Annotated in this window: 21 protein-coding genes; 1 reads left to right on the forward strand and 20 read right to left on the reverse strand. The window is 62.9% G+C overall.

The window, feature by feature from the left end:
• Window positions 1–43: 43 nt before the first annotated feature.
• The 4 genes from C471_RS09350 to C471_RS09365 all read right to left on the reverse strand — a co-directional run bounded on the left by C471_RS09350 (window position 44) and on the right by C471_RS09365 (window position 2864).
• Window positions 44–325, reverse strand: a complete 282-nt coding sequence (locus C471_RS09350; protein ID WP_004048505.1) for a hypothetical protein — start codon at window positions 323–325, stop codon at window positions 44–46.
• Window positions 325–561, reverse strand: coding sequence for a hypothetical protein (locus tag C471_RS09355; protein ID WP_004048506.1), 237 nt, complete (start codon window positions 559–561; stop codon window positions 325–327). The genes C471_RS09350 and C471_RS09355 overlap by 1 nt, the downstream gene beginning before the upstream one ends.
• Window positions 558–1472, reverse strand: a complete 915-nt coding sequence (locus C471_RS09360) for a hypothetical protein (protein WP_004048507.1) — start codon at window positions 1470–1472, stop codon at window positions 558–560. The genes C471_RS09355 and C471_RS09360 overlap by 4 nt, the downstream gene beginning before the upstream one ends.
• A 132-nt stretch (window positions 1473–1604) precedes the next feature.
• Window positions 1605–2864, reverse strand: a complete 1260-nt coding sequence (locus C471_RS09365) for an IS200/IS605 family transposon protein TnpB (protein WP_004048508.1) — start codon at window positions 2862–2864, stop codon at window positions 1605–1607.
• A 53-nt stretch (window positions 2865–2917) separates the two neighbouring features.
• Here C471_RS09365 and C471_RS17690 point away from each other — a divergent pair, with 53 nt between their 5' ends.
• Window positions 2918–3055 (forward strand): hypothetical protein, encoded by a 138-nt coding sequence (locus C471_RS17690; protein WP_004048509.1) that lies wholly within the window; start codon window positions 2918–2920, stop codon window positions 3053–3055.
• 76 nt (window positions 3056–3131) lie between these two features.
• Here the strand turns inward: C471_RS17690 and C471_RS09370 are convergent, their stop codons facing one another.
• The 16 genes from C471_RS09370 to C471_RS09450 all read right to left on the reverse strand — a co-directional run bounded on the left by C471_RS09370 (window position 3132) and on the right by C471_RS09450 (window position 19816).
• Window positions 3132–3449, reverse strand: coding sequence for a hypothetical protein (locus C471_RS09370; RefSeq protein WP_004048510.1), 318 nt, complete (start codon window positions 3447–3449; stop codon window positions 3132–3134).
• Window positions 3446–3826: a hypothetical protein gene (locus C471_RS09375; protein WP_004048511.1), complete on the reverse strand. Its 381-nt coding sequence runs from the start codon at window positions 3824–3826 to the stop codon at window positions 3446–3448. Before C471_RS09375 ends, C471_RS09370 begins: the two co-directional genes overlap by 4 nt.
• The gene (locus tag C471_RS09380) at window positions 3826–4569 is read right to left on the reverse strand and encodes a hypothetical protein (protein ID WP_004048512.1); all 744 of its coding nucleotides are present in this window, start codon (window positions 4567–4569) and stop codon (window positions 3826–3828) included. The genes C471_RS09375 and C471_RS09380 overlap by 1 nt, the downstream gene beginning before the upstream one ends.
• Window positions 4566–4799, reverse strand: a complete 234-nt coding sequence (locus C471_RS09385; RefSeq protein ID WP_004048513.1) for a hypothetical protein — start codon at window positions 4797–4799, stop codon at window positions 4566–4568. Before C471_RS09385 ends, C471_RS09380 begins: the two co-directional genes overlap by 4 nt.
• A 10-nt stretch (window positions 4800–4809) precedes the next feature.
• Entirely contained in the window at window positions 4810–4962 is a 153-nt protein-coding gene (locus tag C471_RS17435; protein WP_160163139.1) for a hypothetical protein, read from the reverse strand.
• 947 nt (window positions 4963–5909) lie between these two features.
• Complete coding sequence (locus C471_RS09395) at window positions 5910–6200, reverse strand: hypothetical protein (RefSeq protein ID WP_004048516.1); 291 nt, start codon at window positions 6198–6200, stop codon at window positions 5910–5912.
• A gap of 1603 nt (window positions 6201–7803) precedes the next feature.
• A complete protein-coding gene (locus C471_RS09405; protein WP_004048518.1) occupies window positions 7804–8571 on the reverse strand; it encodes a site-specific integrase in 768 nt (255 codons plus the stop codon).
• A gap of 46 nt (window positions 8572–8617) precedes the next feature.
• A complete protein-coding gene (locus C471_RS17015) occupies window positions 8618–9217 on the reverse strand; it encodes a hypothetical protein (RefSeq protein ID WP_152421864.1) in 600 nt (199 codons plus the stop codon).
• Window positions 9217–10035, reverse strand: coding sequence for a hypothetical protein (locus C471_RS09410; protein ID WP_004048519.1), 819 nt, complete (start codon window positions 10033–10035; stop codon window positions 9217–9219). Before C471_RS09410 ends, C471_RS17015 begins: the two co-directional genes overlap by 1 nt.
• Window positions 10036–10041: 6 nt before the next feature.
• Window positions 10042–11031 carry a hypothetical protein gene (locus C471_RS09415; protein WP_004048520.1) on the reverse strand — a complete coding sequence of 330 codons (990 nt, stop codon included), beginning with the start codon at window positions 11029–11031 and terminating at the stop codon, window positions 10042–10044.
• Window positions 11028–11168, reverse strand: coding sequence for a Sec-independent protein translocase subunit TatA/TatB (locus tag C471_RS16370; protein WP_004048521.1), 141 nt, complete (start codon window positions 11166–11168; stop codon window positions 11028–11030). The genes C471_RS09415 and C471_RS16370 overlap by 4 nt, the downstream gene beginning before the upstream one ends.
• 213 nt (window positions 11169–11381) lie before the next feature.
• Window positions 11382–12194 (reverse strand): hypothetical protein, encoded by an 813-nt coding sequence (locus tag C471_RS09420; protein ID WP_004048522.1) that lies wholly within the window; start codon window positions 12192–12194, stop codon window positions 11382–11384.
• A gap of 8 nt (window positions 12195–12202) precedes the next feature.
• Complete coding sequence (locus C471_RS09425; protein ID WP_004048523.1) at window positions 12203–12994, reverse strand: S8 family serine peptidase; 792 nt, start codon at window positions 12992–12994, stop codon at window positions 12203–12205.
• A gap of 859 nt (window positions 12995–13853) precedes the next feature.
• Window positions 13854–17678, reverse strand: coding sequence for a hypothetical protein (locus tag C471_RS17020; protein ID WP_152421865.1), 3825 nt, complete (start codon window positions 17676–17678; stop codon window positions 13854–13856).
• 334 nt (window positions 17679–18012) lie between these two features.
• Window positions 18013–18669 (reverse strand): hypothetical protein, encoded by a 657-nt coding sequence (locus C471_RS09445; RefSeq protein WP_004048527.1) that lies wholly within the window; start codon window positions 18667–18669, stop codon window positions 18013–18015.
• A gap of 319 nt (window positions 18670–18988) precedes the next feature.
• Entirely contained in the window at window positions 18989–19816 is an 828-nt protein-coding gene (locus C471_RS09450) for a hypothetical protein (RefSeq protein ID WP_004048528.1), read from the reverse strand.
• Window positions 19817–21772 lie beyond the last annotated feature (1956 nt).

Genomic DNA, 21772 nt, shown 5'->3' on the forward strand with positions numbered 1-21772 from the left:
AAAGATCGAGCGTTTAAAAAGACGATCGGGCAGTGGGACGTGGTTACCCATTGAGGGCCGCGCGAAGGCCGCCCTCCTGTTTGTACCGGCTGTAGTTGCCTCGGGCGAGGTACCACGCGATCGCGACGATGATCCCGCCGATGATCTGGAGCCCACCGATGATCATGAACACGCCGACAAGCGTCCAGAACGAGCCCATGACGGTGCCGTACGCGCTCGTTGCGGCGACGGCGCCGGACCCGCGCCGGCGGAACAGGAGGTGACCGAGTGCGACCGCGACGGCGATCGGTACGAGGATCATCAACAGAGAGTTGAGTGTCGTCATCAGTCTCGCTCGTCGTCGCGACGCATGGAGTCGCGGATCTTGCGTTGTGCTTTGGCCTGTCCGACGCCCGACTGCCGGCTTTTGAGGTAGTCACCGACGAACGGGAGTCCGTAGCGTCCACCGATGAGGAGGAACGCGATCGCGGCGCCGATGACGAACCCGCCGGGGTTCGCGAACGACACGAGGACGGCCAGCGCGGCGATCGACCAGAGCAACCAATCAGCGGTGCTCGTCATGGCGTCACCCCGACAGCCGTGAACGGCCCCCACTCGAAGCCGTCGAGGACGCTCGATCGATAGCTCGTCACCTCGTAGCCGATTCGTTCTGTGGCGGTCGGTTCGACGGTGAGCGAGACGGTGCCGGGTTCGTTGAAGGTGACCTGAATCGCGTTCACGGCGCCGTCGTCGTTCTCGATCGGCCGGTAGAACACCGGCTCGCCCGTGCCCTCTGCGAGCGGGGTCGGCTGGGGCGTCTCCGCGCCGGCGAGCGTGTACGTCGCGTGCCACTCCTCGATCCGGTCACCCGTCTCCGGGTTTTCCAGATCGACGGTGACGATTTCGCCCTCGCTCCCGGTCACCTCGTACGTGCGCTGTTTGAGGCGGTCTTCCTCCCAGAGCTTCGTGACGCGATCGCGAATGGTGTCGGCCGACTGTTCGGCCTCACCCGTCCACGAGAGTGACTTCACGCGGAGCTGGCTCGGCGTGAACAGTACGTCCGTCTCCGCCGGGACGACGACCGTCACCTTCGTGTGGGTCTCCTCGGCCTCGAAGTCGTGCTGGGCCTGCCAATTCGCGGTTACGTCGTCGTTCTCGACCGCCCGGACGGTGCCGAGCGTCGCGGGTTTGACCAGTTCGTTGCTGATCTGCACCTCGAACGCGACGGCATAGCTGTTCGGGTTTTCGAGCCCAACCCGGACGAACGCGTCGTCATCCTCGATCGTCGCTCGCGTGTTCTGTTTGATTGCCTGTGCGCTGCCGGTCATATTGGCGCTCTCGACGACGGCGTCATCAGTCCGGAACTCGTCGTAGACGACTTCCATCTCTGGCTCTGGAGCGTCGTCTTGTGCGAGCGTCCCGCCGGCAGCGACGCCGACGAGACAGACCACGAGGACCGCCGCGAGAAGCGCCCGGAGTGTGTTGCTGGTCATTGGATGTTGGATGTTACTATCGTATAGGAACGTGCGTGGAGGGTGTTGACATCCTCCATGCGCCCAAAGGCGCTGGAATCCTCGCGCTCGGGGTCTGACATTAGCGCCACCCCCGACGCGAGCGACTTTCTCCTATCCGTGGATACTCTGGTCTGTGCGCACTTCTTTGGGACGGTGAGAGCGTGGTGACTCCAGCCATTCGTGGCTGTCCCACTCGAATCGCACGGGCCGTGCCATCGGCCTTGGTACGTCTGTGTGTCGTCTCAGGAACGACTCGCTTGCAACGAGGTCTGCGTGTCCCTCGAACCCGCAGGAACACGTGAGTGTGTCTTGGTGTCGAGTCGTGTCCGTTGTGGAACCGCAGTTCGGACACGTCTGGCTCGTCCACGCTTCCGACCGGACTTCGACCGTGATGTCGTACTCCTCGGCGGTACACGCCAGCCGGTCGAGGAACGCTCGGAACGCCCAGAAGTTGTGCGTCTTCTGGTTTGCCCGCACCGACCAGTGCGTTTCGAGAACGTCGGTTAGGTCCCCGACATACACCGTGGAGACGCCCTCGTTGTACAGCCGTTCGAGGAGATCTCGTACCAGCGCGTTCTGCGCGTGGTCGCGCCTCCGTGTCCGACCACCGTACAGTTGCCGAATCCGATTCGAGGAGTAGCGTCCCTCGGGGAGTTTCGACTGTAGCCGGGCAATTTCTCGCGTCGTGTCGCGAAACTGGTCGAACAAGTCGCGTCCGTGGTACAGGTATTGCTGGCCGGTCGTGGTCGTACAGGCGGCGAGGTTGTTCGCCCCAATATCCAGAGCGGCTTCTTCCGAAGCCAGTGGTGTATCCAGTCGAGAAGTGTCGATCGTGACTGGCTGAAAGGCCCTGAATTGGTCCGAGGACTCGTCGTAGTACAGTTCCAACCGACCATGTTTGCCGTCCCACTTCGGGACGCCCGCCACTTCGAGACGAAGGCGCTCGGTGTGGCCGAGTCCATACTCCTCCTTGAGTTCTTTCCCGACCGGGATTTCGAGGCGTGAGCGGTCGCCCATTTCCAGCGTGTACTGGTCGTTGCGGACGTAGGTGCGCAACGTGCGCCCGTCTTCCTCGTTGCCCCAGTATCCGGGTGGAGAACACTTTTCGCCCTTCTCTTTGAGTGAGAAGAACGAACGCCATGCGCTCTTGTTCTTCCGAATGAGCTGTTGAGCGGTGGCGCTTCCGAGAACGCCGACGTAGCGTTGGCGGTAGTCGGCGGTGTCCCAGACGGATTTGCCGTCGAAGTAGTTCTGGCGGCGTTCGTAAGTGAGTTCGTTCCAGAGACTGGCAGAGGCGTCCAACAGCTCGTGAAGCAACTCCGCGTCCTGCTCGGAGCGGGGCCGCACGACGAACGTGTTGGTGCGCCTCATCAACTACTGGTTGTACCGGAACGCACATAACTATTCCGTTCATGTGATACTGTATGGTCGCTGTCCGAATCGAGTTTGACGACGATGAACAGTACGAGCGGTTGAAGGAACTGAAGAAGCACCATGGTCTGACGTGGAAGGGATTGCTCCTCGAAGGGGAGAAGCGTGTTCTGGAGCAGAAACCCGAGTGAGTGTCGTCGGTGGGTTGTGTAGTTCTGTGATCGCGCAACCCGAACCTGAAGGCGGGGGCATGCGCTTGGTTGTATGTCATCGGGAGACCCAGCGCCGGAGCGCAGCCCACCGGTTGCGGAGCCACTCGTACAGCCGGACGCCGGCCTCTCCGGTGAGCAGGTCGGAAACGAACTGGTCGATCCGGTCGGCGGGTAAGGCGGCTCTGAGCATGAAGAACAGGACGAACGTCGCGATCGCGGCGACGACGACCGACCCGGCGGTGAACGCGGCGAAGACCGTGACGCCGAGCAGGACGATGAACGTCGCGATCGACGCGAGTTGCGCGCTCAGTCGCCCACCGCTCCGGAGTCGGTCGCGAAGGTCGATCGACGGCAGACTGTCGCGCCACGTCATACGGGTCGATCACCTCGGGAGTCGGTCAGCGGCCATGCCCGGTCGACAGGCGGGATCAGGCGCGCGGCACCGATCAGGAACGGGATGATGAAGATCGGCGCGACCCACGTCAGAAAGCCGATCGAGACGATGACGAGCATGACCGCGACGACGACGCTCGCCGTCATTTGCTCGTAGGGCGTCGCCCGGTACCCGGCCGTCCGCGGCAGTTGTTCGACGACCCACGCGATCGTCCCGGTCACGCGCTCCCAGATCCACGGCGGGATGAGGTCTTCCGGGGTGGCGCGGCCGACCACCTGCCAGACGTTCGCGAGTGTCTCCCGGACGACGCGGAACGGGTAGGTGATCAGCGCCCAGAGCGTCGCGAGAGAGGGCATTACGACCCCTCTCCGTCCTTATCCTCGAACCCGTCGAACCCGTCATCGAGGAGCGTCGATTCGGCGTCGGCGCCGAACGGGCCGGCGTAGCGCGAGAGCGTGCCCGCGTTGTACGCGCGGTCACTCGCGATCGGCTGGCCTTCTGCGACGTACTCGGTGACGAACCGGTCGGCTTCGTCGGCAGTGTTCGTTGCGAGGAATCCGGTAAAGCGGTGTTCGTGGTCGGGCGTTGCGCTCGTCGTCTCCGTCGCCGTCACGTTCGTCCATTCCTCGGCGGTTTGGTTGTACTCGAACGTGAGGAACAGTGGCTCGGACAGCTCGTGTCGCTCGTCGACGAGTCGAATCTCGTGGACAGTCATGTTCGCGACACTCGCGTTTTCGGCGTCCGTCTGTTCGTTGAGGTACGCGACAATCTGCGTGGAATTGCCGTTGATCGTCGCGCGGGTTTGTGCGGCCTCGGCTTCCAGGTCTGGCGGGTCGCTCCACGGCGCCGACCGCGAGGCTTCGTAGCTCACGCGGTCGAGGAGGCCGTTTCCGACGCCGGCGCCCCACGATTGTGCGGTCTCGGCAGCATCAGCGAGTCGATCAGTTAGCGATTGATTCTCCGTCTCGTCTGAGTCGTCATCGTCGGTCCACAGATCCCCGAACGGGCTGCCGGCCGCCGCCACGGGGGCGACTGCAACGGTCGACAGCATGAGGATCGCGACGCCGACGGCGACGACGCGAGTCAGTCGGTGTGTCATCGGAGTGAATGGTGTGCGAGAAACGTCGCGCCCGTGCAGGCCGTGAGCGCGGTCACGAACAGGACGAGTGTGGGTGTCCCGAGCGTCGGCGGCGACGCGTACAGGACGACCAGCCCCGACCCGAGTGCCGTGAGGGTGCCGGGGAAGGCGACGAACGCGACGATCGCGATCGCGACCAGTTGTTTCGGCGAGCGCTCACTCGCGTGTTCGGTGGGTGGTCGATCGGTCATCGGTCAATTATCACGGCTTGAGCCAGTGGTAGCAGTCGTACAGCCGCCAGTAGATCCGGCGGGCGACGGTGCCGACACGGCTCTCGTGTGCTTGGTGGCCCGAGTCCGACCGCGTCCGGGATTTATACCGGCCGCGATCGTCTCGATCAGGTCTGTTCGGCATGGGTAGGTGGTCACCTCCAAGCCCGCCCGCGGCGTTGCACCGCGGCGTCGGCGTGGGTACCGAGCGGGTCGTCTGTCTGTGTGATCCGATCAAGGACGGGGGAGCGACGGGGTCACCGACGGACCCGGCGACCCAATGACGATCCACCGGATATTGTCGGTTGTCCAGAGCCAAAGGCCCCAGAGCACACGCCCAGTTGGGTCGTCATTCTTCGAGATTTCTGTTCCGAGCACGATTCCGAGTGGGATCGTGACGATTGCCCGGAGCACTGCTAGAATGACGAGCACCGGATACAGCACGACGAGTGCGAGAACCAGGAACGGGACGCCAATGAACAACCGGAGGAGTCCATCAGAGCGACTCGGCCCAACCAGTCTCGCTAGTTTATCTCGGATCATACGCCCCTCTCCCAGCGATCGACTTGGTAGTCGGCTGTCCACTGGACACTCGATCCGGACCCGAACAGCGCGTGATTCGCGTTCGACTGAAACCACGTGAAAGTCTCACTCGCAAACGCGAATCCCGGCGCACCGCCACTCCATCGAAACAGAGTGGTGTCGAAAATGATCGAACCCGGGATACTGATGACCATCCACGCCATCCAGAGCGCGATTGCGAGCGGGAGCGCGACAACAAGGATGACGACCGACCACAGGCCCGCTACAATTCGGCTGAGAGCCTTGTTTAGCAGGGACCGTCTGGTTTTAGTCATGATTCCGAAACTGTCCTCCGGTTGCAATCGATCCACCAGCGTGGACTGTCTACGATACGTCTGCGGTTGACTGAGTCGTCCCTCAACATTTTGGCACCTCCAAACCCGCCCGCGGCGTTGCACCGCGGCGTCGGCGTGGCTACCGAGCGAGCGGACGGAAGGGGTGCCGGCGCTCGTTACTATCCGATAGTAACGTGCAACCGGCGGGGTAGGGGTGGTTGGTCGGTTGGTTCTGTTACGGCGACCAGCCCATCCAGCCGGGCCAGTCTTCGACACCGAAGATCCAGAGCACCAGATCGTAGTTCCAGACGAGCGTGGACTTCGCCCACGGGCGCAGCCACTCCATCCGACGGCCCACGGTCAGTTTGAGCGTGATATCGCCGATGAAGTAGATCAGCCCGATTGCGCCGCCGATCGACGCCGGAATCCACCCGAGTGCGAGGTACAGGATGCCCATCGTGAGGCGGGCGAGTGCCCACGCACGATTCTCGCCGACGCTGTCCTCAAGACTGCCGAAGGCGCTCATCTCACACCCCGGCCTGTCCGAGCACGAGGGCGTTCGAGTCGTCAGTACTGTCGTCACCGAACGGTCCCCAGTCGAGCGTCGGAATCTCGAAGGAGAACGGCGAGTCAGCCACGCGGAAGGCGTCGACCCAGCCGAGGTCCGCACTGAGCGAGCGGATGCCGAGCCCGGAGCCCTCGTACGCGCTCGCGACTGTCGACACGTCAACGCTGTCGAGGTCGGTCGCGCTCTTCGTCGCGAACGTGATTTCGACCTCACTGGCGTCCGCGTACGCCTCACCAGTGGTAAACTCGATCTGGTCAGTTGAAGAGTCGTAGACAGCGTACGAGTCGCCGTCCTCGACGAAGTCCGCGCGCTCGTCGTAGCTGATCAGGGTGACGCCCTCATCGTGACTGAGAGCGAGGTTGTGGATGATGTCGCCCGACTCAGCGTCCTCGGTCGCGGCGTCGATTTCTTCGGCAACGCCGTCGTCGCTCGCGAAGATGCTGATCGTCGTGTTCTCGCCGCTGATCGACCGGGTGGAGGTGACCTCGTAGGTCGTCTCGTTCTCCACGTCGCGGTACTCGGCGAGCCACGGCTCATCCGTCTGCGTGGTCACGTCGAGCACGCTTGGCGACGCAATCTCCGCCGGGGAGATGTGCATCTGCGACCGGTCGGCCTGATTGTCCAGCGTCGCCGTGAACGTGTTGACCGGCGCGTCCGCGTCGAGGTTCTCGACGGCGAACGTCAACTCGGCCGTGTCGTTGTAGTCCAGTTCGACGCCCTCGTAGGCGTCCTGTGTGACGTTGAACTCGTAGGTGCCGGCCGTGTCGGTGCCGGCGGCGGTCACCGTCGTGAACGCGTCACTCGACGAGCCGAACGACGCGACCGTGGTGTCGCCGTCACGAACCTCCAGTTCGAGGTTGTCAGTGTTCGCCTCCAGTTCGAGCACGCTCCCCATCGAATCGTCGGCCTCGTACGTCACCGTCGCGTTCTGTGCGAGGGTGGAGGCGCTCGTCACGCTCGGCGTCGCGCCGACCGTCACGGTGAAGGTGCCCGTCGCCGGCCCGAGCGTCGTCCCGGCGGCGGTGTCAGTGGCCGACACGTCGACGGAGTAGTCGCCCGCGTTGTGCGGGTTCTCGACGCCACCAACAGTCACGTCGACCGTCTCAGAGGTCGCGCTGTCGAGCGTGTACGCGCTATCGAGCGTGACCGTGAGCGTCGTGTCGNTGATGCCCGAGACCGTCTGATTCGTCCCGCCCCACGTCACCGTGACGTTATCGGCGGATACGTCGGACACGTCAGTTGCTTCGTAGTCGATCGTCAGTTCGTCAATGTCCCCGCTGTCCGTGTCGTCAGAGAAGGACACGGTGTGGGTGGTCGTTGCGCCGGTGCCGCTGTCGGTCGCCGTCACGGTCACACTGCTGACGGCCGCGGCCGGGGCGGCGAACGCGCCCAGCAGCATGACCGTAGCCAGTGCGACAGCGACGGCTGTCGTCGTCGAAGTGTTGTTGAACATCAGTGGAAGAAGTCGGGTTGGTGAGCGAGCGATTCGGTGTGATCGTGGGGAGGTGGGACCGGCGGCGGCGGTCGATCCCGCCCGCCGTAGCTTTTGGTGGACATTGGTCTAGCGGTGTTTACTCCGGAGTTCGCGGGCCGCGGATTCGTCTGAGGCACTGATGTACGACCGTGCTGTTTCCATGTCCTGCCAGCCAAGGATACCCATCAGTGCATACGGCGAGACATTCCTCGCGGCAAACAGTGAGCCGGCGGTCGCTCTGAGTGCGTGCGGGTAGACGTTGTGGCTGATTCCGGCTATCTCGGCCGCCCGATTCACACGCCTGTTGAGCGTCGCTTTGCTCACCGGGAACTTGTCGTACTCGTCGACGAATCTCTCGATGCAGAGCTGGACACGCACGTCGTGGTCGAACGGGATCGACCGCTCGGAGTTGGGCGTCTTCGGGTTCCACCGTCGATCGAGTGCATCCTCGAAGGAGATGTTCGTCTCTGCAACGCGCTCAGACGCTTTCTCGTGAAACGTGTCGTCCGGGAGGTCGTCGCCAAATTCGTCGCGGAGCGCGCGGGCCTCGGCCTCGATCGTCGTGTTGTGCGTGTCGAGGTAGTCACGAGCGCGGTTCCGACAGTAGCCACACGCATGATCGCCTTTCCCGAAGTCACATGGGTCGTATTGCGGGATTTCGATCATCCGGTCGTGAGTGTTCACCCACTCGGCGCGGAGGTGGGCTGCTTCGCCAGAACGAAGACCCATTTTCGCGGTGAGATTGATGATCAGTCTGGTCTCGAAGTCTCGGGGCGGCTCCATCTCACGCGCCGCTCTGAGGAGCAACTCCAGCTCGCGCTCGGAGAGGGCGTCTTCTCGGCTGTAGCGGGGCATAATTAACGAGTATCAGTTTTTAGGTGTGAGATACACGGACACCGACTCAGGCACTCCCGATATCTCCGACTCTGGAGATAGCGTCCACAGCATCCTGATACACTACTGATGCTCCGTCCCAGTAACCACTACTCGTTATTTCAAGAACGCCATCAGACGAAGTGTAAGGGAAAGATGGGCTGTCATATTCTCCTATTTGCGCACTATCGGGATCTTGAATTGAAACGTGATAATCCGTATTTGGTTGGATATTCTCTGATAAATTCGTGAATCTGAACGTATCTCCAGGCGCTAACGATGAGATATCTTTTTCCTCAAGAATCACCCCGTCTGAAATCCGTCGGAGTTTGGCATTTTGAACGCTTGAAGGAGTATTTGAAGAGATCTCGGCCCCGATTTCTGGCCATTCCTCGCTCGATGAGATGACTACGCCATAATCTGCGGTGCTCGATCCACTTTGTGAGTTGTCAGCGGGCCGTGAGACCACGCTGTCAGGTATTGCAGATCCACCGCCACCGTCGCTGCTCGCCGTTGGCTTGAACAGGAAACTCGCGTCGAGGGCGCCGAGGAGCTTCCGCCGCAGTGCCTCTTTGACCGGCCACCGGACTACACCGGGTGCCCGGAGGGGCGTCTGTTGCACCGTCATTACCGCACCCGTTTGATATCGTAGTTGACCGTCGGATTGCCGACTGACGTGCCGTCCTCGACGATCTCCAGTTTGTACGTCCCGGCGCTACTGTCCCAGAACAGCCGGCAGGCGAGCTTCACGTCTGCACCCGGATCGTCGACGCCGATCGCCGGATCGAACGTGGCGCCCGACGCCGAGAGCCCGAGGTCGACGATCGCGCTCCCACTCGACAGCGTCACCGACCCCGAGGCGACGACGCCCTGAATCGCCATGTCGCCGCCGATCGAGAGCGAGGCGAAGTTCGGGTCGCCGCCGAGCAGCGCGTAGAAAGAGTCGTAATCGGTCTCCTGCGCCTGTACGTCACCCGTGCGACCAAATACGGAATCGACGGGGACGTTGTAGCTGGAGAGCTGCGACCAGTTCGCGCTCTGGGAAGGATCGCCACCGGAGAAGATGTAGCCGTCGTCGGTGTCCTCTTCGATCGCCACGTCGCCTTCCTGTATATCCGTCAGCGCGAGGCGGTCGGATTGGCTGGCGACGACGTACACCTCGGTGATCGCCAAGTCGGGGACCTGAGACGTAAGGAGCGTGCCCGTATCGGAGAGGCCCGCGAACCCACCGGGCGTGTTGAAGTTCCCGACGTTCAACAGGTCACCCCCACCGAGGTCGGCGTCGTCCTCGACCAGTTCTGCCGTTCCGTCGTCGTTCGAGTCGACGAGCCCGGTCTCAACGCTGCTGCCGCCGCTCGGGGCTCTGCCGTTGACCCGTACCTCGCTGTCTGAAAGCTTCTCTCCGTTCTCGTCTGTCGCCGTGATGTTTGGATTATTGGTTGCCATGAGTGGTTAGGCCGTCAGTTGGTCAAAGATGCCGACGCCGATCCGTATCTCCCAGCTACTCGACGCCGGTGGATTCTCGCCCGTCTCATAGACCAGCGCGTCGTCGACGGTGGTCCACTGACCGGCTTCACTGCTCCCCCTGTCGTCAGCGTGCGGGATCTGCGTGTTGCCGACCGTGAGGATCACTTCGTCCGGGTCGGCGTCGGCAATCGGGCCAGTGATTGCTGGGTGTTCTGTGAGCCGGACAAACTCCGCGTCGCTGTACTCGGTCGCCTCTTTGGGGAGTTCGCGCTTGAACACGAGTTCCTCATCCGTTCTGAGGAACCCGCTGACCCACGCCAGCAGCGCTGCGAGTCGCGATCGAGCATCCCGGAGATAGATCCGGATCGTCCCTTCCGTCCCGGTTGGGAGGACGACCCCCTCACCGGGTTCAGTCACTTCTCCTACGCGTGTGTCGTCGGCGTCGACGAGTATCTCTGCCGTCGGTGGGAGGACCGCGTCGATCACGTCGATGACGCGGACGGACAGCGGATCCGTGACGCCCGACACGTCCACTTCGGCCATGCGGAGCGTCACCTCCTCTTCGCTCTCGTCGTCCGTCTGTGCGGCCGCGTTGTCGCCGAACAGTCCCAGCGCGAGCACCCCGGCGAACATCCCGAGCAGTCCGCGCCGCGTCGTACTCGGGTCCACGTCCGGCGCCTCGATCCACTCCGGGGCGCCGTCGGCACGGCGCCGGACGCCCTCTCCGGTGCCGGCAGCCACCGAGACCGCGAGAAGACCGCTGCCGTCGTCGTCACCGGGGAGATAGTCGAGGCGGTCGATCGAACAGACGCCGCCACTGTTGGGGACGCCCAGATAGACCGGGCCGAGCGCGGCGCCGGTCGGCGTACACGACAGTTGCTGCGGGATCGCGATATCGTTACTCGCCGAGCGGATGATTCCACCGCGTGGCGGGTCGACACTCGCGTTTTTCGGGAACGTGAGGTAGGCCGTCATTGCTCCTCCGCCTCCTCGCGGCCACGCTCAAACTCGCGTGTTGCTCGCCCGAGCCCGTTCCCGACCGCTGCGATCCGGCCCGCGCCGAACAGGAAGAGGCCGATGATCACGATGATCCCCAGTTCAAACGGCCCCATTGTACCCCCGGGCGGCGGTCAGATCGGTCGGAATTGGCTGTGCGTCGGTGATCATGTGTTGGGTGTGTGCGGCTGTGAGGGTGTGTTCAATGGGTGGTACGATTCGGGGTGTCGGCTCGTGAGGCGGTGGGTGTGTTCGTCGAGGCGACCGCATCGTCAGCTCGTACGCATCGGTTTTCGTGCCGGACTGTCCCGATATGCTGAGTGTCAGTGTCATTGGTCGATTTCCCCCGAGCCCGCAACGTCGATGTACTGACCGAGTCGCAGGTACAGTTGCGCCGCCTGATAGTCAGTCGTCGACTCGTCCCACCATGACCCCCGGTCCTGTACGGTGCGGGGGCTCCACACCGCCTCATCAGCCGTTGGGTCGAAGATGCCCTGCGTCTCCCACGTCCGGAGGTGCGAGGCGTTGTCGTCACCCTGCACGTCGCGGAACGACACCGACTGTGCGGGCGTCCCCTCGACGACTGCGTAGTTGTGCCACGGGACGATGATCCGGAGTTGGATATGCGTCGGTTCGGCCACCTCTCGCGCTCGGAGTGCTCGCGTGAGACGGGCGCCCTCGACCGTGTCCGCGAGGTGGTGGTAGAAGGTGTACGTCACTTGGTCGATCGCGCCGTCCGAATCGACACGGACGATCGTCGGTTCGTGGTCACCGAGGTGGCTGTCCGCGTCGAACAGGATGCCTTCCTGGTGCGTGAGTTTGTGCCAGTAGTACGCATATTGGTAGTCGCTATCGTCGTATCGCACCCGGTGTCCGTACAGCCCCATCGACTGTTGCATCGTGTCCCGATCGGCGACGAACGCCGGGCGGTATTTCTGGAGCCACTCTTCGGGGAAGTCGATCGACATCCCGTATTGGTCCTCGCGCTCTGCCAGCGTCGGCGGGCGGTCATCAGTGGTCGTGTCGGTGTCCGTGCCGTCCGTGTCTGAGTCGTCACCCCCGACAAAGGGGAACCACCCCGGGAGGAACGCGATTCCGGCAGCGCCGCCGCTCGCGAGGAACTGGCGTCGTGTTCGTGTCATGAGGACCCCTACAGGAACGTCGCGATCCAACTGCCGCGCGCCGCCGCTTCGCCGCGGAAGATGGCGTCGCGCGTCTCGGCGTCACTCGTCAGTACGTCCGACGGCTCTTTGTCGGCTGGATCGTTCTGGAGTGCCGCCTGTATATCGAGGAGGCCGTGTCTCGACTCCGCGGGCGCGAGGTTCGGCACCGGGCGGGCGGTCTCCCTGAGTCGCTCTGCGGGCTCGTCGACGCCCTCGGCCGCGAGCAGTGCCGCCGCGCCAGCCACGTCGGGCGCGGCCATGCTCGTTCCCGACAGCGTGGTCGTTCCGCCGGCGAGGTCCGCCTCTTGCGCCATCCCCGGCGCCGCGATATCGACCTCGACGCCGCTCGTCTCGCCCTCTGAGAAGTTGACGGTACCGGGGCTCGGGCCGACGTTCGCGAACGCCGCGCTTCGCACGTCGGTCGGGTCGCCACTGCCGGGCGTATCGGTCGCGCTCACCGACAGCGTGTTCGGGTCCGCCGCGGGGTAGGCGACGAACCGCGAGACCATGCGGTCGTTACCCGAGGCGACGACGACCGTGTTGCCGTGTTCGGTCGCGTACGCGATCGCGTCCGCCAACTCGGCCGTGTAGAGCGGCGAGCCGAGACTCATGCACGTCGCGTCCGCGCCGGCGTCCGTTGCGGCTCGGACTGCGGTCGCGATATCCGCGACGGCGCCGGAGCCGTCTTCGTGGTCCAGTGCGCGCCCGATGTAGAGGTCGGCGTTCGGCGCGACGCCGCGGTAGGGTTCGGGGGCGCTCGACGCTGCGGCCGCCGTCACCCACGACCCGTGTCCGGACGCGTCATCGAGGATTTCGACGCCCTCCANGGGTCGCCCGCCGTGACGAAGTCCGTCGACTCCTCGTGGACGCGGGATTCGGTCGTCTCCGTGCCGTCGACCGTCACCGTGCGCCCGTAGATATCGCTGTCGTACGTGAGCCCGGTATCGACGACCGCGAGGAGTGCGTTGGTGCCGTCGGCGCTGGTGTCGTTCGCAATCGCGCGGCCCTGTTCGAGCGTCGTCGTCTCGGCGTCAAACGCGAGCGCGGACTCCGAGGTGTCGTCGCTCGCCTGAAACTCGGTCGCGTCGAACGACTCCTGCCCCTGGAGCGTCGACAGGATGATCGACTCGACGCCGGCGAGCTGTTCAAACTCGCGAGCATCCACCGGGATGTTCTGTGGTGCGACGAGGCTCGTGACGACGTTGAGGTCCGCCGCCGCCACCCACGGCTCGTCCGCGACGCCGTTGGTGAGGTAGCCGCCGGCGACCGTCGCGATCGGTGCCCCGATCGTCACGGTGCCGCCGTCGCCCTTCGTGTGCTGGTACTCTCGCACGAGCGTCACGTCCTTGTCGTCGCCTGCCCACTCGGTGAGCGCCGCGTAGTCGTCGTCAGTACTCGCTCGGAGCGTCCACGACGGGTCGGTTGCGTACCGGCGGATCGAGTGCTCGAACGTCGCGAGTCCCGGCGCCTGCGCGCTGACGAACTGCCGGGCGAGCGGGGAGAGCGAGTCACTCGTGAACGCCCCGGCCGCAAAGCCGATCGGGAGTGTTGCCGTCGCCGAGATACCGGCGCCCGACGCGAGGTACTCTCGACGAGTGACCTCGTGGGCGTCGGTATCTTCGCCGTCGTGCTGGTCGCTCATGCTGTCACCTCCGTCACTGCGGTCGCCATGTCACTCGGCCCGAACACGACCTGCCCGGCGGTCGCCTCATCGACGGCTGGTGGAGCGGTCATGGTTAGTGGGAGTGCTGTCTGTGGGGTGGTCGGCAGGATCGTCAGCGGGAGGTCGATGCCCCAAATCGCGATCTGGTAGCTCGCCCGGTCGAGCAGGCTCGGGTTGCGCTTGACCTGCACGGTCGTCGTCCCGTCCGCGTCGGTGTAGGTCTCGACAACCTGGTGCTCGGCGCCCGACTCCGAGGTCCGCGTCTCGAACGCCCCGAACGGCGTCTCTTCATTCGCCGTGATCGGTTCACTCGGTCCCCGGAGGACGAGCGCATTTTCAACGCCGAAGTTCGCCCACACCCGCAGCGAGACGTGCCTGTCGACCGACTGCTGATTGCCGCCGATGACGACCGATATGTCCATGCTGTCGACTGTGAGTTGTTGGGCACGGATATCGAGCGAACTTGGCGACTGATCGCTCGGCGCCTGTGCGACGATTTCGGCATCGGCGCCGTTCACGCTGATCGATCCGCTTTCGAGGCCGTTCCCGGCGAGGAGCAGGTTGCCACCGATGCCGTCAGTCACCCGGACGGTCGGCGGCGTCGACGACGGATTCTCCTCAGCCGCGAGGCGGAACGTCTCGGTGAACTGTCCGCCGATATCGTTCGTATAGGTGAGCCGGACGGTGTGCGTCCCCGCCTTGTTGGGTGACCATGTGAACCGCTCGCCATTCTGCGTGACGTTGAGTGTCTGACCGGTGGGGTCGTACACCGTCACACTCTCAGCGCCGTCGTACCCCTCTGCGGAGGAGCGCGGTTCAATGGCGACCGATTCACCGACGCCCGGTCGAAGCGTGCTCACGTCGATCGCGTCCAACTCGGGAATCGCCCCCTGATACGCCGGATTCGTGATCGTGTCACGCGAGGAGCCGAGTGTGCCCTCCGTCGAGACGCCCTTCACTTCAAGATCCGCGACGGCGCGATCGCTTGCAATTTCGAGCCCCTCTACGACAACCTGATCGCCGCCGAGCACGCTCGCCGACTCGACGCTAATGTACTCCTCGGGGACGACCTCACTCGATCCGTCTTCGTAGTTCGCAATGACCGTGACAGAGTCTGGATCGAGGGATTCAGCGAACGGGAACTCCGCGAAGATTTCGCCATTGTCGATTTCTGAGGTCGGTGGTTCGGCTTCGAGTTGCCCCTCCAGTTCGGCGATCGCCTGTTCCATCGCTGCGAGGTCATTCCGGAGTTGCTCTTCGGTCGCGTTGCCGGCGTCCTCGACGCTCTCTGCGTCTCGCAGTTCCTCGACGCGCTCTTCGAGGTCGTTGTTCGACTCGATCAGGTCTTGCAGTTCCTCGTGGCGCGTTTCGAGGTCCGTCTTGTTGAGTAGCTCCGGATTGTCACGGAACAGCGACTCTAACTCGGCGGTCGACTGGTTGAGTAGCTCGTTCTTGAGTCGTTCCGTCTTGTTCGCGTACTCCGAGATGTTCGGGTTAAGGCCGGTGTCGAGTTTGGTGAGCGTCACCTCGATCGTCGCGTTGTTCGGGTCCTCGATCTTACTCAGATCGACCCGCTTCGGCTTCTTCGAGACGTAGATCGGCTCATCAACGTTCGACGCGAGTTCCATGATGTCCGACGTGTCGTTCGTCCCGTAATCGCCGACGCCGTACCCCGGCCCGCGGTAGCCTTGTAGGTAAATCTCGGTCCCGGAAACACTCGGGAACTCATCTACGCGATCGCGCTCAAGGTCGTTGATATCCTTCCCCGATTCTGAGAGCCCGACGTTAACGTATCCGTCTCCGTAATCGAACGCATCGTAATCAAGCGGCATTGCTTCCTCTTCATGCCGCTGTCTCGTCAGTTTCTCATTGGCGATCACGCTATCCCGCGCCATCGTATCGCCTTCGAGGTAGTTCTGGAGTGATTCGGCCTGTTTGGTCAGTTGGTTCGCCTCGGTCCGCATCTCCGTGGTGAGCACGTCCGTCGCCTCGCCCACCTTGATCACGTAGCCCGGCGTGTCGCTTCCCTGCACGGTCACGAGGTAGTAGCCGTCCGGGACCTCTGCCGTCGCGTAGTTGTGATCGTACGACAACGGCGGGATGCCGCCAGAGTAGGTTTCAGTCGCTGAGACCGTGTGATTGTCGAGTGTCTCGCCGGTGGCGCTGAGTCGTTTCAGGTTGAACGTCGGCTCGTCGGCGATCTCACCGTAGTGTTCCGAGGTCACCCCGTCGTCCGTCGGCCCCATGTTCGCACCAGCGCTGCCATCCCACGCGTACAGGTAGATCGTCTCGCCTGACTCAAATTCGAGCCGTGGGATCAGATCGTGGGTGTCCGCCCACCCCGCAATCCCCATGTCGCCTTTCGTGTGCGCTGTTGGGTAGAGTCCGGAGGGTTGCTCGCCACCGTAGAGGTCGGTAAGGTCGCCGTACGAGAGATCGGCTTGTGTCGGCGGTGTCCACTGATCGGGTTGTACGTCGTCCAGCTCGTCGAGGATTTCCTCCGCCCGTGCCTCTTTGTTCTCGACTTCGTCACCGAGATTTTCGCTTTGGACCGACCACGCCTCGATCTCGGCGTTGGGGACCGGGTCGCCGTTCTGATCGACGGCTCGGAGCAGTGGGGCGGTGTCTTCCCAGCCGGGGAAGGGGGAAGAGGAGGCTTTAGATATCGAAGGGTTTGAAATTATCCCGGATATTGTCTCACCATTCCCTCCACCGAAAGTGGCAGAACCCGCTAATGCATAGAAATACGTCAAGTCTTCAGAAGCACTAGCACTAACAGAAGTTTGATTAATTAAATTTGACTTATTTGAGCTCTCATAAACCTCAGCAGACATAGTTCCTCCACCAATTGAAAGTGAGTAATAATATTGAGTATTTGTCTCATATGTGTGTAGCTTGGATGTTGTATCATTGTAATTACTCAATAAGACATCTCCATTATTATCCCATATTATAGTAGAGGACCTTGTGTCAAAATAATCAGTGTCCAAATTGTCTGAGTTTTCAATAGTTTTGTATGAAAACCCTGTATGGACCCTCCCAAATCCGTTTTGATTATCTATTTCCATTCCGAAATCAACATTTCCAGAATCACCCCCCCACTGTGTTCTGGCGTGGGAAGGTGTTTCTTTGTCAATTGTATAGTCTATCTTTGAATCGGAGACAACATTTATCTGGGTATCACCAATGGATTCTGTTTCAAAATTGGTGAAATTGAGACCATCTGGTTGAGCTGAAACACTGCCTTGATCATTCGACTCGATTGGTTGTGTCCCGACGAACGCGACCCCGCCGACCATGCTCGTTACCATGAGCACCGACAGCGCGATCGACACGACCACATCTCGATCCGGGCGCGGAACACGTCCCATATCCACGGTCACGACGGCGAGCGCACCGAGCGCCGCCAGGATCACGGGCGCCAGCGTCTCGCCAACGATCCCGACCGCCACGTCGGGCGTCCCGAGGCGCACCCAGATCCCGAAGTTCCACACGACGGGCGCGATCATGACGCCGAGCAATCCGCCTGATACGACCCGCTGTTCACGTCCGTACTGATCGAGCGCGTCGAGCCCGACGTACGCGAGCGTCACCACGCCGACAGCAACGACGCCAGTGACGCCGACGCCGATCGACTCGAAGAGCCACGCTGCGATCGGATTCTTCTCGACGGCGAGGCCGAGCAGCGTCTCGGTCAGCGCCAGATCGGCGATCAGGAATAGCAATGCGACCGGCAGCACGCGGCGCGGCGACAGTAGGCGAGCGATTCGACTGGTCGATGACGAGTGTTCGGTGGACATGAATGGGTACCTCACGAGCTACGAGCAGCGGAGACCAACAACAAGCGACGAACGCCCCGGCCCGGACTCGAACCAGGCGACCGACCGAACGGGGTGAGACGATCAGCGGGAAAAATAGTGCGAGCCCTGTCGCTCGCGAGAAATACAGACAGAGACAGTATGAATGATGACCCGGCAACAGTCATCCGAGGTGTGCCACACCGGCACAACCCCCTTACAAGTTGTCGCTCAATGTGGCACGGGATGGACGCCCGCTACCGGGTCACGACAATATCGGAAACCGATTCGTAAAGGTGTTTGTGTTCGACGCTGGAAGATCGGTGCCCTCGTGCGGTCAGTAGTTCCCGGCCGCGACGAATTCCCGTACCGAGTCGTTACTAAGGAGCTTCCGGACGATCAGCTCGCAGATATCGGAATCGCTGCGATCACCACGCGCTTTCAATTCCGCGGCCAGTTCGAGCGCAGCGTCGCGCTCGCCGGCGAGGGGCTCGGCCTCGATCGCGGCGATCAGCTCCTCGACGAACGCGAGAAACTCCTCGGCCGGCTGATCACGCGGAATCCCGCCGAACACGAGATATCCGTGCTCGGGGTTGACCCGCCACTGACTAGTCGACGGCTTTCGGGCGGCGGTGTCGGTCTCGGGCGTGACGAACCCCGACGCCGGCGGTGGGTACTCGCTCGGATCGCTCAGGACGACTTCTCCGTTCTCTTCGTGGAGCGCCCATTCGGCGTCGGGCGACTCGTTGAGCGCGTACGGACACAGCATCGTCGCCTGCCCCTTCTGGAGCGTGCCGACGATCCACTCGTCCTTGCTCGTGCCGCGATCGAGCGTTTGGAGGTGGTGATCGTTGCATGTGTCGTCGAGCGGCTCGCGCTCCGGATCGTACTCGTCGTCGACGCTCGCGAAGTAGTTTTCACGAGGGTACGGTGACTCCCGTGCGCTCGGCGATCGCGGTGTCGATGCCTCTCTGCCGCGTTGTGTTTCAGACATGATGAGGGGGTTGTGCGACGGCGTCGACGCCGTCAGCGTTGGTGGGTGCCGTGGCTATTCGTCCGAGAGCAGAGTCGGCCCGTCACCCGGTGTGACGAGTTCCCGACGACCGAGCCGGCGGCCGCAGTCGGCGGGGGTATAGGGGGTTGCCGTCTGCCTCTCAGTTATCTTGATAGTCACGGCCAACCCTCTTAAAAGATGTTGTGCCAACTCTCTGGCGGGATCGCGTCCGTGGCGCCGGTTGGCTCTACGTTACTATATTGTAGTAACGAGCGGGGCGTCGTCGACGCGATCGCGTCGGCCGAGATTCGTTACTATCTCATAATGACGTGCGCCGGCCGGGTTCTGTGCTCGGCGGCGCGACGTGGGTGACGTAGCCCTCGAACGATCGGTACCGGTTATCGGGTGCTGCGGCGTCGTCGAAGCGAATCTGGAGCTGGCGTGTGCCGGTCCCGTAGTCCAGTTCGAGCACGCCATTCGTCGGTTGGATCCCGATCCAGTTCCCACAGAACACCTGCATATCGGAGAGTGGCGCCTCGAACGAGTCCGCCGGGTTGCGACCGCGGTCGGCGATCGACGCCGCGATCTTGAGCCGTTGTTCGGGGAAGTCTTCTGTCGATCGCTGGCGTGCTTCAAGGACAAACCGGTCGCCGGCCGTCAGTTGGTTGTAGGGCTTCGCGTACCGGAACACAGAGTCTTTCGCGTCCGTGTAAAGTCGGTCGCTCGGTTCGCGGGGTGTGTACGTGTCGCCCTCTGGTTCTTCCTCCGGGATTTGCTCACAGAACTGTTGGACGATCGGGAGACACGACGAACACAACGAGTGGGCGATTGTCGTGTCCGTCCCGTGTGGCCGATAGGCGAACTGTGCCGGGATACCGTCAGTGGGCTCGCCGCAGAACTCGCAGCTCACCGGCATCTCGTAATCTTCCTCGAAGTGTTCGTCGACGAGGCCGAGTACCTCGAACACGCACGTCCCACAAAAGTGATACTGGCCGTGGCTCGGCGCCGGCCGGTCCGACCCGACGGCGTCGTTGAGCCACACGTCGAACGACGTAGCTGCGTCAAGATACACCTGATCGATGCCGCGATCACACCCGTCGCACCGCTCGGCCGGCGGCGATTGTTGGTCGTGATTGTCTCGATCCATTACTGTTTGATTCGTGATGAGTACCCTTAGAACCGGGTGCCGACAACTACGCGAATCCCAGTTTTCGAGGTGTTAGCGAAACCCTACGCGTTCCCCGTCTGGTGATTTTGGAAGGTGTTAGCGAAACCCTACACGGATTCAGTCGCTCGCCGTCGCCATCTGATCGGGTGTTCCGGAGGTGATAGGTTCTTGCTCTGGCTCTGTCTCTTATACACATCTCTGATGGCGCGNCGACGGTCGCTCGGGGCTCGGGGTCGCCGCCGATCCCCAGCGGGTCGTCACCGACGAACGCGCAGGCCGCGTTGAGGAGGGCACGCCACTCCGGCCGGGCGTCGGCGACGCGTCGGAGCCGGGTGCGGTCGAACGTCCCGTAGGTCGCGCCGATGACGGGGTGGTCGGGGTCGCCGAGCGCCCCCGTCGGTTCGAGCGCGACGGCCGCCTCGTACACCGCACCGCGCAGCGACTCTTCCCGGCCGTCGGCGTCGGCGACGCGATCGCGGTAGCTACTCTCGTCGTCGACTGCGGCGTAGAACGGTAGTGCATCCGGCCGCTCACCGGGCGTGTCAGCGTTAAAGTCGGCCTCGCGGTACGTCAGACAGACGACCCAGCCGGATTCAGTCTCGCGGATCAGGTCGAACGCAGCCAGCTCGTCGCGGTGCGAGCGCTTGTCGCCGTGGCCCGCGAACGTCCCGGTCGCGACGCCAGCGCGATCGCACAACTCGCGTTGCGAGAGCGGGCGGTCGGTCGACAGGAGTGTGTGGATGATCGCCGATTTCGTGCCTTTCGACCCTCGCTCCGGGATGATCCGGCTCTTCGGAAGCGTCGAGAGCGCGTACTTCAAGTCGTCGACGCGGACGTGCCGACCGTCCTCGGAGGACTTGAAGAACAGCGCCTTCGACACGTCGTGGATCGAGCCCGTGAACGCCTGCATGACGCTCACTGCCTGCCGAGTTGTCCGCATCGATCGCAGGCTCAGGATACGTGTCGTGGCCGTGGCGACCCGCTCGCGAGTGAACGCTGCCTCGATCGGCATGTCGACGACGAAGTCCGCGTAGTGTTCCGACTCCGTCTGCATCGGGAGGCCAAACTCGCCGGGGTGTTCGAGCGCGTACTCCAGGTCGTCGGTGAGGTCGGTCGCGCCGTAGCCCTGAATCGACCACTGCCCGATATGCGTCCCGGTCGGGTCCGCAGCGTCGACCGTCGGCGCAGCGCCGATCGCTTCCCGTTTCTCCTCACGCGGCTCGAACTGAACGCGTGACTGCGTGTAGAGGCCCATCTTCGAGGCGATCGTCGCCATCCGAACCACACACTGCTGGAGGTCTTTCCGGCCGCCGGTCTTCATGTCGCTCGTCACACGGCCCGGCAGGCGAAGGATCCGCGTCACGTCCACGTCGAGGAGGTCGTAAATCCCCGTGGCCGTCCCGATCAGGCCGTGCGCGAGTTTCATGGTCTCGCTCCGGAGGTCACGCTGTTCCTCGGAGAAGTCGCCGTGCTCGATGTTCGCGGTCAGCGTTGTGAGGTCGTCGAGACCTGCCTCCAGTGCCTCGACGTAGTCTCCACCGGTGTAGGACTGTTTCAAGTAGCCGAGACACCGCTTGTCTCGAAGTTCCGCCTTCACACCGTTCAGGAGGGCGTCGAGGTCGCCCGCCTTACCGTCCAACCGGTCGGGCGTCAGCACTTGCTCGAACGCGAGCGGGCTCAGTAACGCCCTTGCGACGGACACCGTGTACTGGAGCGGCCCGTGCCAATCGGCGCCGACGACCAGCTCGTCACGGCCCTCGTGGTACGAGTAGATCGGCGAGCGGTTGTCCTCCTGCCGGGTGACCGTCCACTCCTCAAAGGCGGCGTTGTTCACACCTCCGAGGGGCACATCATCCACACCCACACCGCCATTCGGCGCCGACGCCACGGCGGCATGATGCTCCCAGCGATCGAGGGCTGTCTCTTATACACATC

It is taken from the genome of Halorubrum saccharovorum DSM 1137 (assembly GCF_000337915.1).
Lineage (GTDB): Archaea > Halobacteriota > Halobacteria > Halobacteriales > Haloferacaceae > Halorubrum > Halorubrum saccharovorum.

Excerpts from the sequence above, each read along its gene's own strand:
- C471_RS09350 (WP_004048505.1), bottom strand. The coding sequence starts at position 325 with ATGACGACACTCAACTCTCTGTTGATGATCCTCGTACCGATCGCCGTC.
- C471_RS09420 (WP_004048522.1), bottom strand. The coding sequence starts at position 12,194 with ATGACACGAACACGACGCCAGTTCCTCGCGAGCGGCGGCGCTGCCGGA.
- C471_RS17015 (WP_152421864.1), bottom strand. The coding sequence starts at position 9,217 with ATGACGGTGCAACAGACGCCCCTCCGGGCACCCGGTGTAGTCCGGTGG.
- C471_RS09415 (WP_004048520.1), bottom strand. The coding sequence starts at position 11,031 with ATGACGGCCTACCTCACGTTCCCGAAAAACGCGAGTGTCGACCCGCCA.
- C471_RS17690 (WP_004048509.1), top strand. The coding sequence starts at position 2,918 with ATGGTCGCTGTCCGAATCGAGTTTGACGACGATGAACAGTACGAGCGG.
- C471_RS09395 (WP_004048516.1), bottom strand. The coding sequence starts at position 6,200 with ATGAGCGCCTTCGGCAGTCTTGAGGACAGCGTCGGCGAGAATCGTGCG.
- C471_RS09450 (WP_004048528.1), bottom strand. The coding sequence starts at position 19,816 with ATGGATCGAGACAATCACGACCAACAATCGCCGCCGGCCGAGCGGTGC.
- C471_RS09365 (WP_004048508.1), bottom strand. The coding sequence starts at position 2,864 with ATGAGGCGCACCAACACGTTCGTCGTGCGGCCCCGCTCCGAGCAGGAC.
- C471_RS09360 (WP_004048507.1), bottom strand. The coding sequence starts at position 1,472 with ATGACCAGCAACACACTCCGGGCGCTTCTCGCGGCGGTCCTCGTGGTC.
- C471_RS09380 (WP_004048512.1), bottom strand. The coding sequence starts at position 4,569 with ATGACACACCGACTGACTCGCGTCGTCGCCGTCGGCGTCGCGATCCTC.
- C471_RS09410 (WP_004048519.1), bottom strand. The coding sequence starts at position 10,035 with ATGGCAACCAATAATCCAAACATCACGGCGACAGACGAGAACGGAGAG.
- C471_RS09355 (WP_004048506.1), bottom strand. The coding sequence starts at position 561 with ATGACGAGCACCGCTGATTGGTTGCTCTGGTCGATCGCCGCGCTGGCC.
- C471_RS17020 (WP_152421865.1), bottom strand. The coding sequence starts at position 17,678 with ATGTCCACCGAACACTCGTCATCGACCAGTCGAATCGCTCGCCTACTG.
- C471_RS09445 (WP_004048527.1), bottom strand. The coding sequence starts at position 18,669 with ATGTCTGAAACACAACGCGGCAGAGAGGCATCGACACCGCGATCGCCG.
- C471_RS09405 (WP_004048518.1), bottom strand. The coding sequence starts at position 8,571 with ATGCCCCGCTACAGCCGAGAAGACGCCCTCTCCGAGCGCGAGCTGGAG.
- C471_RS09370 (WP_004048510.1), bottom strand. The coding sequence starts at position 3,449 with ATGACGTGGCGCGACAGTCTGCCGTCGATCGACCTTCGCGACCGACTC.
- C471_RS09375 (WP_004048511.1), bottom strand. The coding sequence starts at position 3,826 with ATGCCCTCTCTCGCGACGCTCTGGGCGCTGATCACCTACCCGTTCCGC.
- C471_RS09385 (WP_004048513.1), bottom strand. The coding sequence starts at position 4,799 with ATGACCGATCGACCACCCACCGAACACGCGAGTGAGCGCTCGCCGAAA.
- C471_RS16370 (WP_004048521.1), bottom strand. The coding sequence starts at position 11,168 with ATGGGGCCGTTTGAACTGGGGATCATCGTGATCATCGGCCTCTTCCTG.
- C471_RS17435 (WP_160163139.1), bottom strand. The coding sequence starts at position 4,962 with ATGCCGAACAGACCTGATCGAGACGATCGCGGCCGGTATAAATCCCGG.